Below are 14,122 nucleotides of genomic sequence, written 5' to 3'. Positions count from 1 at the left end.
TATGTTGTGTTGGACTAAATCAAGCTTATACTTAGTTATTAATAATAATATAAGTAAAACAAGCTAATATAAAATCGTTATCAAGACTTTTAATACAAAACCAATTGGGTGTTGTATGGTCAAGCCGATCGAGCAATTAGTACAGGTTAGCTACACGCATCACTGCGCTTCCACACCCTGCCTATCAACGTCCTAGTCTTGAACGGCTCTTAAGGGAAATCTAATCTTGAGGTAGGCTTCCCGCTTAGATGCTTTCAGCGGTTATCCCATCCGAACGTAGCTACCGGGCAATGCCATTGGCATGACAACCCGAACACCAGCGGTTCGTCCACTCTGGTCCTCTCGTACTAGGAGCAGATCCTCTCAAATTTCCAACGCCCACGGTAGATAGGGACCGAACTGTCTCACGACGTTCTAAACCCAGCTCGCGTACCTCTTTAAATGGCGAACAGCCATACCCTTGGGACCTGCTTCAGCCCCAGGATGAGATGAGCCGACATCGAGGTGCCAAACACCGCCGTCGATATGAACTCTTGGGCGGTATCAGCCTGTTATCCCCGGAGTACCTTTTATCCGTTGAGCGATGGCCCTTCCATACAGAACCACCGGATCACTAAGACCTACTTTCGTACCTGCTCGACTTGTGGGTCTCGCAGTTAAGCGCGCTTTTGCCTTTATACTCTTTGAACGATTTCCGACCGTTCTGAGCGCACCTTCGTACTCCTCCGTTACTCTTTAGGAGGAGACCGCCCCAGTCAAACTACCCACCATACATTGTCCTCGATATTGTTATATCTGAGTTAGAACCCCAACATGACCAGGGTGGTATTTCAAGGTTGGCTCCACAAATACTGGCGTATCTGCTTCAAAGCCTCCCACCTATCCTGCACAAGTCAGGTCAAAGTTCAATGTAAAGCTGTAGTAAAGGTTCACGGGGTCTTTCCGTCTAGCCGCGGGTACACAGCATCTTCACTGCGATTTCGATTTCACTGAGTCTCTGCTGGAGACAGCGCTGCCATCATTATGCCATTCGTGCAGGTCGGAACTTACCCGACAAGGAATTTCGCTACCTTAGGACCGTTATAGTTACGGCCGCCGTTTACTGGGGCTTCGATCAAGACCTTCGCTTACGCTAAGCCCATCAATTAACCTTCCAGCACCGGGCAGGCATCACACCCTATACGTCCACTTTCGTGTTTGCAGAGTGCTGTGTTTTTAATAAACAGTTGCAGCAGCCTGGTATCTGCGACTGTCAATAGCTTACGGAGCAAGTCCTTCACCATCGACAGCGTACCTTCTCCCGAAGTTACGGTACCATTTTGCCTAGTTCCTTCAGCAGAGTTCTCTCAAGCGCCTTGGTATTCTCTACCTGACCACCTGTGTCGGTTTCGGGTACGATTCGTTTATGACTATTGCTTAGAAGCTTTTCCTGGAAGCATGGTATTTGCCACTTCGCTGTACATGTACAGCTTGCTATCAGATCTCGGTATTAACAGTCCGGATTTGCCTAAACTGTCTACCTACATCCTTCCACTCAGACAACCATCGCTGAGCTGGCATAACCTTCTCCGTCCCTCCATCGCATCATAAACAAGTATTGGAATATTAACCAATTTCCCATCGACTACGCCTTTCGGCCTCGCCTTAGGGGTCGACTCACCCAGCCCCGATTAACGTTGGACTGGAACCCTTGGTCTTCCGGCGTGCGAGCTTTTCACTCGCATTGTCGTTACTCACGTCAGCATTCGCTCTTGTGATACCTCCAGCACACCTTACAATGCACCTTCACAGGCTTACACAATGCTCCCCTACCACTTGAAACAATTTTCAAATCCGCAGCTTCGGCTCCTAGTTTGAGCCCCGTTACATCTTCCGCGCGGGCCGACTCGACTAGTGAGCTATTACGCTTTCTTTAAAGGGTGGCTGCTTCTAAGCCAACCTCCTAGCTGTCTGTGCCTTCCCACTTCGTTTCCCACTTAACTAGGAATTTGGGGCCTTAGCTGGCGGTCTGGGTTGTTTCCCTCTCCACGACGGACGTTAGCACCCGCCGTGTGTCTCCCGGATATCACTCATTGGTATTCGGAGTTTGCATCGGTTTGGTAAGTCGGTATGACCCCCTAGCCGAAACAGTGCTCTACCCCCAATGGTGTTCGTCCGAGGCGCTACCTAAATAGCTTTCGGGGAGAACCAGCTATCACCGAGTTTGATTAGCCTTTCACCCCTATCCACAAGTCATCCCCTGGCTTTTCAACGACAGTGGGTTCGGTCCTCCGATGCCTGTTACGGCACTTTCAACCTGCTCATGGATAGATCACTCGGTTTCGGGTCTATACCCCGCAACTATTCGCCCTATTAAGACTCGGTTTCCCTACGGCTCCCCTATTCGGTTAACCTCGCTACAGAATATAAGTCGCTGACCCATTATACAAAAGGTACGCGGTCACGGAATAAATCCGCTCCCACTGCTTGTACGCACACGGTTTCAGGTTCTATTTCACTCCCCTCACAGGGGTTCTTTTCGCCTTTCCCTCACGGTACTGGTTCACTATCGGTCAGTCAGGAGTATTTAGCCTTGGAGGATGGTCCCCCCATCTTCATACAGGATTTCTCGTGTCCCGCACTACTTAATATGCTTCCTCTAATGTTTCGAATACGGGACTATCACCCACTATGGTCAGCTTTCCCACACTGTTCTTCTACATTAGAGTCCGTCGGCTTCTCCCCGTTCGCTCGCCGCTACTTGGGGAATCTCTTTTGATGTCTTTTCCTAAGGGTACTGAGATGTTTCACTTCCCCTCGTTCGCTTCTTGTACAAGTACAAGATACCTAGCTTATGCTAAGTGGGTTTCCCCATTCAGAAATCTCCGGATCACAGGATATTGCCGCCTCCCCGAAGCTTATCGCAGGCTGTCACGTCTTTCGTCGCCTCTGACTGCCAAGGCATCCACCATGTGCGCTTCATTACTTGACCATACAACCCCAATTAGTCTTTATTTCTAAATCTAATTAAAGTCTTTGTCGTAATGATAACGATATCACCTTGTTGTTACGCTTGATTCAGTTCTCTTTACTTTCGATAATCAACCCTTGGGATAACATTCGATGTCATTAAAGGTTGATTATCAGGTTAATAATGATGTTAGACACACCACTACTAACCCAGACTCATATCTATGTTGTTAAATAATTACAATGCCTTCGTCAGGTCATTATATTCTTCTCTGTATAAAACAGAATGAAATAATCTCTTACTTATCTAGTATCTCTACTAAATCTAAATTATTTGATTCTGGTTTATTTCGTTTTATCTCTCTTCGCTTTTGCTTTATATGTGGTGGAGCCAAGGAGAGTCGAACTCCTGACCTCCTGCGTGCAAGGCAGGCGCTCTACCAACTGAGCTATGGCCCCGTATATGGTGGGTCTGATAAGACTTGAACTTATGACCCCCGCGTTATCAACACGGTGCTCTAACCAGCTGAGCTACAGACCCTGAGCGAGGAAATAATTGAAGCACTGCTTCAATCCGAGCGCAAGAGAATTTTCCTTAAAGGGAAAATTCTAGAGGTCTCGCCTCTAAAGCTTAAAGCGTTTTCCGCTAAACTAAAGAACAACTTGTTGTGAATTCTTGCTGACCGAATGCCGTCTTTAAGGAGGTGATCCAGCCGCAGGTTCCCCTACGGCTACCTTGTTACGACTTCACCCCAGTCATTGACCACACCGTGGTGAGCGCCCTCCTAAGTTAGGCTACCCACTTCTGGTGCAATCAACTCCCATGGTGTGACGGGCGGTGTGTACAAGGCCCGGGAACGTATTCACCGCGGCATTCTGATCCGCGATTACTAGCGATTCCGACTTCATGGAGTCGAGTTGCAGACTCCAATCTGGACTACGATAGGCTTTTTGAGATTCGCATCACATCGCTGTGTAGCTGCCCTCTGTACCTACCATTGTAGCACGTGTGTAGCCCTGGTCGTAAGGGCCATGATGACTTGACGTCGTCCCCGCCTTCCTCCAGTTTGTCACTGGCAGTATCCTTAGAGTCCCCGGCCTAACCGCTGGTAACTAAGGAAAAGGGTTGCGCTCGTTGCGGGACTTAACCCAACATCTCACGACACGAGCTGACGACAGCCATGCAGCACCTGTATCACAATTCCCGAAGGCACTCCCGTATCTCTACAGGATTCTGTGTATGTCAAGACCAGGTAAGGTTCTTCGCGTTGCATCGAATTAAACCACATGCTCCACCGCTTGTGCGGGCCCCCGTCAATTCATTTGAGTTTTAACCTTGCGGCCGTACTCCCCAGGCGGTCTACTTATTGCGTTAGCTGCGTCACTAAGAGATCAAGTCTCCCAACGACTAGTAGACATCGTTTACGGCGTGGACTACCAGGGTATCTAATCCTGTTTGCTACCCACGCTTTCGAGCCTCAGTGTCAGTATGATGCCAGGAAGCTGCCTTCGCCATCGGTATTCCTTCAGATCTCTACGCATTTCACCGCTACACCTGAAATTCTACTTCCCTCTCACCTACTCTAGCACAGCAGTTTCAGATGCAGTTCCCAGGTTAAGCCCGGGGATTTCACATCTGACTTGCTAAGCCACCTACGCTCGCTTTACGCCCAGTAATTCCGATTAACGCTTGCACCCTCTGTATTACCGCGGCTGCTGGCACAGAGTTAGCCGGTGCTTATTCTGCAGCTAATGTCATCAACTACGGGTATTAACCGTAGCGTCTTCTTCACTGCTTAAAGTGCTTTACAACCAAAAGGCCTTCTTCACACACGCGGCATGGCTGGATCAGGGTTCCCCCCATTGTCCAATATTCCCCACTGCTGCCTCCCGTAGGAGTCCGGACCGTGTCTCAGTTCCGGTGTGGCTGATCATCCTCTCAGACCAGCTACAGATCGTCGCCTTGGTAGGCCTTTACCCCACCAACTAGCTAATCTGACTTAGGCTCATCTAATAGCGAGAGCTACAAGTAGCCCCCTTTCTCTCGTAAGACGTATGCGGTATTAATTCGAGTTTCCCCGAGCTATCCCCCACTACTAGGCAGATTCCTAAGTATTACTCACCCGTCCGCCGCTAATCTTATCTAGCAAGCTAGATAATCATCGCTCGACTTGCATGTGTTAAGCCTGCCGCCAGCGTTCAATCTGAGCCATGATCAAACTCTTCAGTTTAATCTTCTTGGAATCTTTTAAGATGATTCCTAATCTTGGCTCATTCTTTAATCGTTATCCTATAAATAGGATACTGGCAATTATTGCTCTTCGTATGTTTCATAATGAATTAACTTTGAGTTTTTTTGCCTTAAAGAATGATAATTTTTTATAGTTAGTCCTACTTCCAATAACTTAATATTGAAAATAACCCAACTTTAATTTTTAGCATCCTAAATCAGCAAAAATCCACACAAGTTGTTCTTTAGTTTTAGCTTTTAAATAGTTGACATACAATGTCGTCCATTGTATGTTATGCCTAAACTAAGATAGTTTTAACTTCAATTTGAAGTACTCATATTTAGAGTAGTTATCTTATTTAGTGAGCCATTCAGTATATCATCTTTTTAATATCTGTCAAGCTTTATTTTCAATTCTTTTTTCTTCGTTTCAATCTAAACTCTTTCACTCAACAATTAATTAATCATTTTATTAAAGTGTCTAGCTCGTCCCGATGAGGTGCGTATTATACGCTAATCTTCCTCAGTGTCAAGAAGTTTTTTATCTTTATTTTTAGCCGGTTAGTTTGTTTATCTCTAAACTTACTCTATCCAACTTTCAAATAATTCGCTTAACTCAATTCCTCAAGCTAGCCTTCCCTCTTAACAGGCTGCGTATTATATATGGTTTTAAGGACGGGTCAAGCGGTTTTGCAAAAAAAGTTTTGAAAAGTTCTTGGGTTTGGGGTTGTTGCCTTAGTTAGGTAGTTATTATTAAGGTGTGGGTCGGTCTGAATATGGCTTTTTAGCCCTGACAGTAGCGGTATCCTGTTGTAGTCGATGGCGTTACGGACTGTGGCTAGCTGTGGTCGCTCGCTTAGATGGAACACGGCTAGTCACGTTAGTCCGTACGCCATCGACAAGACAGATACAAGCGTATGGCAGGATTAGCTACTACTTATTCTTTAGTAAGTTTAGTAGTAAGTTAGTTAGGCTGTCTTCGTCTGCGTAGCTTTGAGAGTGAGCTTGATAGTAGGTCTGTCGGTTTTGTTTGTTGTATGGGGTGCTGTTGTAGGTGCTTTAGGCCTTGGCGGTATAGGGTAATAATAAATTTTGGCACTGCGTGAGTGTCTTTTACTGTTGCTACTGTGGCGGTCTGTAATGGCTCGGTTAGGTAAAAATTGCTATTGACCAGTTGGCTTAGGTACTGCTGTTGCTGTGCGTCGATGAGTTGGTGCTTTTGTAGGTATTGGCTAAATTGGTCGATGGTTTGTCCGCGTGGACGGCGAACGCCATGACGTGTAAGCATACGTTGATATAGGTGCATACTTTGGTGTAGGTAGGTTTTTAGTTGCTCGTTTTGGCTATGGTCGCTGTCTGTATTTGAGTCTGGCTCAAAGGTGAGTCGCTTTAGGCGGTATAGGTCAATTTTGTCCATGATGGGGTTATATAGTTGACGATACAGCAGATAACACCCACTAGCAATGACAGCAAATATGGCTAAAAACCATAGTGCCTTTTTAAGCAATATAATCAGGTAGTCGAGCAGTAAGATAAGTTGATACCAAAATTGATATGCCCAAAATTTAAGCTGTTCTGACCAGCTAAGCTGACGCTGATTTTCTGTGAGGCTATCATTGACTAGGTTTTGTTGTTGGTTGATATTTTCTAGGTAGTCTTTGATGGCGGTATGGGTGTTTTGTGGCGGTGGTAGGCTGATATTATCACTATTGATGTTGTCACTGGCTGACTCATTGCTATTATTAACATCGCTAATATTTTCATTAATTATATCTATTGTATTGTTGTCATCAATACTGTCATCGCTATTGTCACTATTGTTATTAAGCTCATTATTAGAATTGCTATTAAAGCTGTCATTAGCACGGTTTAATGGGTCAGATTGATTTGTGGAACTGTTAGCCTCTGATTGCTTTGCTATTTGCTCAGCTTGTTGTTGTGCCTGTTGCCGTTGCTCGGCTTGCTGTTGTGCAGGATTTTGGTTAGGGGGTTGATATGCCCCTGTCGCTTCAAATACAGCCCAATGCCCATCAATATAAGCAGAAACCCATGCGTGTCCGTTTGTGCCTTTGACTTCATAATAGCCTGTGATGGGGTTGTAATCTTGGGCAACGTAACCTGTAACCATACGTGCAGGGATATGTTGTTGTCGTAACATGACGGCTAAGGCGGTGGCGAAATATTCACAATGCCCTTGTTTACTGCCAAATAAAAAGTCGGTTAATGGAATGTTGTTTTGGTTGGGCAAGGTGGCTAGGGTGTATTGATAGTTATTACGCAAGTGGCTTTCTAAGGCTTGGGCTTTTTGCCAGTCATTGCGATATGGGGCGGCGATTTGTTGCGACAGCTTAGCAATTCTTGGGTCAAGGTTATTAGGTAATTGTAAGTCTTTGCTGTCAGGTTTGGCTTGATGACGGTCAATCAGGCGGTTGTGTTGGTATTCGTCCACCACTTGTAGCTGATATTGGGTGTCTTTGCTTAAGGGCTTGCCTGCTTTGACTTGGTCGTAATAGTTGGTGGCAAGCCAGCTATTGGGAAAGCTAACAGCAACGGTGTTATCAGTGGTTAGTAGGTGCTGTTGTCCATTGTCTTTGACCACTTGAATGTCAATGTTGGCGTTTGGTTTGTCAGGGTATAAAGAATAGGTTTGTCGCTCACCCGTCAGTTTTTTCCAACCATATTGTAGGCTGTACCATGACGCACCATCAAAATAGGTTTGGGTGCGGTTTTGTAGATAGCGTGGGCGTTCGGATTTAACATAAAAATAAATGCTGTCATCTAGCCATGAGGATTGCCCGATATTCACATTGTTTGCATCAGAGTTTGCTGAGCCGTCACTGCTATTAGCACCGTTATCCACATTAACAGGTTGAGCGGGTTTGCCAAATGGAGAATTTTTGTTACCCATTTTATGTGCGCTGTTATTTTGTCCTTGACCTTGTTTGCCTGTGTTGTTGCCACTACTATTAGTCGGCTCGTCATAAAAGCTATCGCTTAGGTCGGCATTGGCAGGTAGGATTTGTTGTTCAAGGGTGCTATTTTCATATTGTTGAAAGCCTTTTAATGGCACTGAGCCTAAATTGCCTGCACTAAAGTGAGGGGTGGCAAGGTAGAGAAAGCCTGCAACAGCACTAATAATGACGGCAACGATAAGCCGTTCTCGATAACGCCATTGCCCAATATAGACCATCTCTTGGCTGTTATTATAATTGCTATTGCTATGGTTGATACTGCTGTTTGTACCAGTATGGTGGTTAGCAATTTGCGAAATATTGTTATCAATTGGATTAAGATAGCGTTGTTTATCCACAAATACGGACGCCAGATAAAAACAGGCAAAGACACAAAATAAGAGAATAAAAAATAGGTAACCTGTGGAAAAGGTATGCACTGCCCCGCCCATTAAGGCGACAAAGGCGATGATAAGCCCAAAGTAAACTTGCCGATGTTCACGAAAATTTAGGTTTAATGCCAGTTGTAAAAAAAACAGCATACCCAATAAGGCAACGATTAAGCCTTGGGCAAATAATAAGATAAATAAAACCGCCAATCCCAATACGGCACAGGCGTCAGCAGGTTGTTTTAGGGCATTTTTTTGTTCTCGGTATTCATAGGCAAAATTTAAACTAAAAAAGTTGGCAACAAATGCCACGATAAACATCACAACGGCAAATCCAATACCAAATAAGCCAAAAACTGCCCCTGCAAAGCCAACGGCAATCAATGCAGACAGCCACAGATGAATGGCAAAGTCTTCTAAAAGCCATTCTTGGGGCTGATTCTGTAAGCTGTTCTGCATATTGCTTTGTGTGTTGGGTCGGATATAGGTTTGGCTCATTTGTTTTCCCCATTATCCTTGTTGTTGTGTTGGTTTTGCTTGTTCGTTTTGATGATTACCAACATTGTCAAACGTTTTGCCACCAAACACTTCTGCCAGTTGCTCAAGCGTTGAGTTGGGCTGAATACGATACACACTGATATTGTCACTTAACTGTTGGTAATGATTTTGTTGGGTGGTTTTATCCAAATAGATATGGCAATGTTGGCAATGGGAATGACTGGCTGTAGAGCCAGAATTTTTAGTTATTGGCGTATGCGCATAAAAGCTGATAAGCAAGTTACTTTGCGAAAATTTATTTAAGGCAGTGCTAATAAATGCACCATAGTTATTATTTTGGTTGTTGGAACTGTTCAAGCTATTACCTGTTGCCATTGTTGTCATTGGATAAAAACCATCAATTTCTGCCAATTTTCTTAACACATCACTGGTGGGGTGGGTCTGCTCGGTCAGTTGGATTTGCCAATAATCTGTGAGTGAGTTAAACGGGGCGTCAAATCCCAATAAATGCACACCAAACCCTTGTCCGTTTAGATGATGACCCATTGATAAGGCGATACTAATCATGGTGTCAAAGGCTTGAGGCTCACGAATATCAAATTGATTAAGCAAAATTAATATTCTGGGTTTATCCAATGCGTCAAATTCTTTGACCACCAAATCTTGCCCACGACTGACCTGTCTGGCACTTGCCCCCCAATGCACCGTTTTAAAGGCGTCACCTCGGCGATAAGGTCGCACATCAGCAAATTCATCATGCTGTCCTTTATGGCGTGAAGGTAAGTTACCAACGCCCACACTGTTTGCCCAATGATTGGGTAGATTGGCAACGCTAAACCAACGCGGTAACACATAAACTTTATTGTTACTACCTTCGTCCGCACCATCGAAAATAAAACCATCAATATCAAAACTTTGCTGAGTGCTGACAATGCCCAATGGATAGGCACAACTTATCTGAACTGTAGATAAACGATAAACACCTCGTGGCAATTGCCCGATACATTCAAACGATTGGGTATGTTGACTGCGTAAGATAAATAGGCGAAACGTGGTTTGAACGAGAGGTACAATAGGCTGTGAATTGTTGGCTTTATTTAGTTGTGACTGATGTGATTGATATAGTTGAGCAAGGCGTGGGTCTTGATATTCTTTACTCATTGGTAGATAGATGGCTAAAAAATGCTTTGTCCATTGACTTTGCAAACTGACGGTAACGGCAAAATCTTCCCCTGCTAATACATTGTCATGCGGTAGGTTTGCCCGTAGCGATAAGCCTTTAAGGTTAATAAAATAAAAGCCATAGCTGACCAACATCACTGCCAATAAAAACGCCACCAATGCATATAACAGCATTAAGCCCCGATTCCATGCAATAAAGGCACACACCACAATAAACCCCCATAAAAACCGATGTAGGTTAATATGCTTTAAAATGGGTTCAAGCTGTGCCACCAGTTCATCTAATTGGCTAGGCTCACTGGTATTGGTGTGGTTTAACATGACAACATTTCCCTATTTAAAATACTCTGCCCCCTCCCTAACCCTCCCCCGAAGGTGGAGGGAATTTATCTTATCCTATTATGATAAAGATAAAGGATTATCAGGAACGGCGACTTGTCTGTCGAGTAATTGCTCAAAGAATTGTTGTCGCTCCATCGCAGTGCTATGCTGATTTTTAAATAACAAACGATGTGCCAAAATTGGTTCTGCCAATAATTTAATATGCTCGGGGGTAATGCTGTTTGCCCCTGTCAATAAGGCATAGGCTTGTGAAGCTTTAAGCAGGCTTAAAGAGGCACGAGGGCTTGCCCCCAATCGCAACGCTTGATGATGACGGGTACGCTCAACGATATTCACAATATAGTTAAACATATCCTCGCTAACCGTCACTTGGCTGGCACGTTGACGCAGTTGTAATACTTGCCCTGTCGATAATAACGGCTTTACTTGTTGTTGCGTAGATAAGCTATGGTTATCACTGCCTGCTTGCCCACAAACGCCTTTTAACATGGCGATTTCACTGGCTTTATCAGGATAGCCCAAAGACAGCCTCATCATAAACCTGTCCATTTGAGCTTCGGGTAATTCATAAGTGCCACTAAATTCCACAGGGTTTTGGGTGGCAATCACAAAAAACAGCTCGGGTAACTCATGGCTGACATTATCAATACTCACCGTTGCATCACTCATCGCCTCAAGCAGTGCCGACTGAGTACGTGGGCTGGTGCGATTAATCTCATCTGCCAATAAAATATTGGTAAACACAGGACCTTGGATAAATTCAAAAGAGGCATTTTTTTGGTTATACACCGTCACCCCTGTGATGTCACTGGGCATTAAATCGGGGGTACATTGCACCCGCCGAAACTGTCCCTTAATGGCGGTCGCCAATGCTTTGGCAAGGGTGGTTTTACCGAGTCCCGGTACGTCCTCTAACAATAAATGCCCGCCTGCTACCAAACAAGTGAGTGCCAATAAAATCTGTGGTTGTTTGCCAATTAATGCTTGCTCGATATTGTTGGTAAGGGCTTTGGCAATGTTAGGGATTTTTTGTTGCTTGTTCGGGCTGGTAGAATGGGCAGAATGGCTAAAATGATTAGGGGCGTTTGTCATTGGTATCCTTTGCAAAAGTTAAAGGCTGTATTATTTTAAATAACTTTAGTTGATAACTATTAATAATTATCAATAACCACGCCATTATTAACCTAAAATTAACCCCAATGCAAATAATAGGTTAATAAAGAAGGTCAGCAATACAATCTTTGGTAATTGTGTGCCAATTTTCTGTGGGACTTGCTGGATATATTTAATATGGCGAATGATAAGCGGTAATATCAGTAGCCATATTAAACTTGCCAAACCATAGTAATAACTTGCGACGACATACAGCAAGATTGCCACTGCCAATAAAGCAAAATAGCCCTTTCGCATTTGCTCTTTGCCCAATAGCACCGCAACAGTAATTTTACCTGCCTGCTTATCGCTGTCTATATCTCGCATATTATTAAGATACAACACACACGATGCCAACAATCCGCACCCCGTTGCAGGCAATAGTTGCGGTAAATCAGTGGGGATTGCAAATTGCTGAGTTTGCAAATAACAACTGCCCAACACCGCAAGCCAGCCAAAGAATATGAGAACTGCCACCTCCCCCATCGCTCGATAGCCATAAGGTCGCTTGCCCATGGTATATGCCATCGCTGAAAAGATAGCAATAATGCCAAAACCCAAAAATAATAATAAATCGCTAAGGCTATCAAACGCCCAATAAATCAGCCCTACCCCCGAAAAAAAGGTGAGCCATGCCCAAATCATAATCCAACGCTTTAAACGCTTGGGGTCAAGCTGACCTTGTGCGGTCAGTCGCTGGGGGCTATCTACTGCCCGTAAATCATCAGTGCCTTTTATACCATCACCATAATCATTGGCAAGATTAGATAAAATTTGTAGAGCCAATGCCACCCATAAACTTAGTAAAAATATGCCCCAATGATGAAGGTCAAAGCCTGCTAATTGATGATATGCCAACGCATTGCCACAGATAATACTGGCAACAGCAAGCATAAAGGTGCGTGGACGGGTGGCTTGGATAAAATTGATGATGGTGGCTTTTATGCTCGATGACACAATAACTATTTCCTTAATACGTATTGCAAAATTTTCCCGTTAAATTTTGCCCATCTTTGCAAAAAATGCCCGATATGCCTCTACTTTTTTGGCAAAAGCAAGTGGATATGCTCGTGAGGTGGAAGGCAGACGATATAAAGTTAACGCACGAGTGGGATAAGGATAGTCAATGTGTTGGTTGGTTTTGGGGAGTTTGGGAGGATTCTCAAGCAGGCTAAGTAAAATCTCAGTGGCTTTGCCGCCTGTGGTAAATAAGGTCTGCACCTGTGGTACTTGCGATAAAATGCTGTCCAAATCGACTTTGTCCACCACTTGCAAATGCTTGTCAGCAGCATTACCTTGCTCACGAATAGCACTGCGAACGGTGGGACATGAAGCAATGCCCCGTTCATGCATAAAATCAATGATTTGCTGCGGCTCAAAGCGTTTTTCCTCACCCACTCGGAAGTGGTCAGGGTCAGCAAAAAATACCTCACCATAAATTCGCCACATATCATTATAAAAATTAGGATAATGAAACGGCATAGCCCATTTATCCTCAGTGGGCGGAAATGACCCCATCATCATAATGGTGGCTTCTTTGGGCAATACAGGCGGAAATGGGTGTTGTTCAATTGGTAGTTCATTTTCTGACTGTTGTGTCAAAGGTTGCGTAGAGCTTTGGGTGCTATCTGACATCGTATTATCCATGGTCGTTTTTTATTAAAGTTTGCTATCATAGCATTTGTTTAACGTAACATTTTATCACTCATAACCAGACTTCTATAATAAGGACAACAAATGATAGACCTTCAAGTAACGGTAATTGACCACCCCCTTGTACGTCACAAATTAAGCTTAATGCGTGAAAAAGACTGTAGCACTTACAAATTTCGCACCTTAACCAAAGAGTTGGCACGTTTGATGGCGTATGAAGCCAGTCGTGATTTTGAGATTGAAACCTTTGCCATGCAAGGCTGGTGTGGTGAGATTGAAGGCGAGCAAATCGTCGGTAAAACGGTCACCGTTGTACCGATTTTGCGGGCAGGTTTGGGTATGCTTGATGGGGTACTAGATTTAATTCCCACTGCCAAAATCTCGATAGTAGGCTTACAACGCGATGAGGAAACTCTGCAACCTGTGCCATTTTTTGAAAAACTGGTCAAAGATGTGCATCGTCGCCCTGCGTTAATCATTGACCCCATGCTCGCCACAGGTGGCTCAATGGTAGCCACCATTGATATGCTCAAAGACAAAGGCTGTCAGGATATTAAAGCCTTAGTATTAGTCGCTGCCCCAGAAGGCGTACGTTTGGTCAATGAGGCTCACCCTGATGTGACCATTTATACTGCTGCTTTAGATAGTCATTTGGATGAAAATGGCTATATTGTTCCTGGCTTGGGTGATGCAGGAGATAAAATTTTTGGCACCAAGCAAGAAATTTTATAGCTGCAATAAGTGTATAAATAGCTAGCGTATCGCTTACAAACAAA

At 44.3% G+C, this 14,122-nt stretch carries 6 protein-coding genes, 2 tRNA genes and 2 rRNA genes; 1 reads left to right on the top strand and 9 read right to left on the bottom strand.

Features of this window, described 5'->3' with window-relative positions:
• Positions 1-115 precede the first annotated feature (115 nt).
• From FHK89_RS00535 to FHK89_RS00495, 9 genes are all read right to left on the bottom strand, one after another.
• A 23S ribosomal RNA gene (locus FHK89_RS00535) occupies positions 116-2,971 on the bottom strand.
• A gap of 361 nt (positions 2,972-3,332) precedes the next feature.
• Positions 3,333-3,408, bottom strand: a tRNA-Ala gene (locus tag FHK89_RS00530).
• 5 nt (positions 3,409-3,413) lie between these two features.
• Positions 3,414-3,490: transfer RNA gene (locus FHK89_RS00525), tRNA-Ile, on the bottom strand.
• Positions 3,491-3,646: 156 nt separating this feature from the next.
• Positions 3,647-5,180 (bottom strand): 16S ribosomal RNA (locus FHK89_RS00520).
• The 16S and 23S rRNA genes sit together here with 2 tRNA genes alongside, the layout of an rRNA operon.
• Positions 5,181-6,143: 963 nt before the next feature.
• A complete protein-coding gene (locus FHK89_RS00515) occupies positions 6,144-9,017 on the bottom strand; it encodes a transglutaminase family protein (RefSeq protein ID WP_230655714.1) in 2,874 nt (957 codons plus the stop codon).
• Positions 9,018-9,029: 12 nt separating this feature from the next.
• Positions 9,030-10,520 carry a DUF58 domain-containing protein gene (locus FHK89_RS00510; protein WP_230655713.1) on the bottom strand — a complete coding sequence of 497 codons (1,491 nt, stop codon included), beginning with the start codon at positions 10,518-10,520 and terminating at the stop codon, positions 9,030-9,032.
• Between the two features lie 78 nt (positions 10,521-10,598).
• Positions 10,599-11,633 (bottom strand): AAA family ATPase, encoded by a 1,035-nt coding sequence (locus tag FHK89_RS00505; RefSeq protein WP_230655712.1) that lies wholly within the window; start codon positions 11,631-11,633, stop codon positions 10,599-10,601.
• Positions 11,634-11,720: 87 nt separating this feature from the next.
• Positions 11,721-12,650, bottom strand: coding sequence for a 1,4-dihydroxy-2-naphthoate octaprenyltransferase (gene menA, locus FHK89_RS00500; protein ID WP_230655711.1), 930 nt, complete (start codon positions 12,648-12,650; stop codon positions 11,721-11,723).
• A gap of 39 nt (positions 12,651-12,689) precedes the next feature.
• Positions 12,690-13,328, bottom strand: a complete 639-nt coding sequence (locus FHK89_RS00495) for a DNA glycosylase (protein ID WP_230655710.1) — start codon at positions 13,326-13,328, stop codon at positions 12,690-12,692.
• Between the two features lie 102 nt (positions 13,329-13,430).
• Between FHK89_RS00495 and upp the strand changes: the two genes are divergently transcribed.
• A complete protein-coding gene (upp, locus tag FHK89_RS00490) occupies positions 13,431-14,078 on the top strand; it encodes a uracil phosphoribosyltransferase (protein ID WP_230655709.1) in 648 nt (215 codons plus the stop codon).
• Positions 14,079-14,122: the final 44 nt, after the last annotated feature.

This window comes from Psychrobacter sp. I-STPA10 (assembly GCF_021012795.1).
Classification (GTDB): Bacteria; Pseudomonadota; Gammaproteobacteria; order Pseudomonadales; family Moraxellaceae; genus Psychrobacter.
This window is presented reverse-complemented; position numbering and strand designations above follow the sequence as displayed.

Excerpts from the sequence above, each read along its gene's own strand:
- upp (WP_230655709.1), top strand. The coding sequence starts at position 13,431 with ATGATAGACCTTCAAGTAACGGTAATTGACCACCCCCTTGTACGTCAC.
- FHK89_RS00495 (WP_230655710.1), bottom strand. The coding sequence starts at position 13,328 with ATGTCAGATAGCACCCAAAGCTCTACGCAACCTTTGACACAACAGTCA.
- FHK89_RS00515 (WP_230655714.1), bottom strand. The coding sequence starts at position 9,017 with ATGAGCCAAACCTATATCCGACCCAACACACAAAGCAATATGCAGAAC.
- FHK89_RS00505 (WP_230655712.1), bottom strand. The coding sequence starts at position 11,633 with ATGACAAACGCCCCTAATCATTTTAGCCATTCTGCCCATTCTACCAGC.
- FHK89_RS00510 (WP_230655713.1), bottom strand. The coding sequence starts at position 10,520 with ATGTTAAACCACACCAATACCAGTGAGCCTAGCCAATTAGATGAACTG.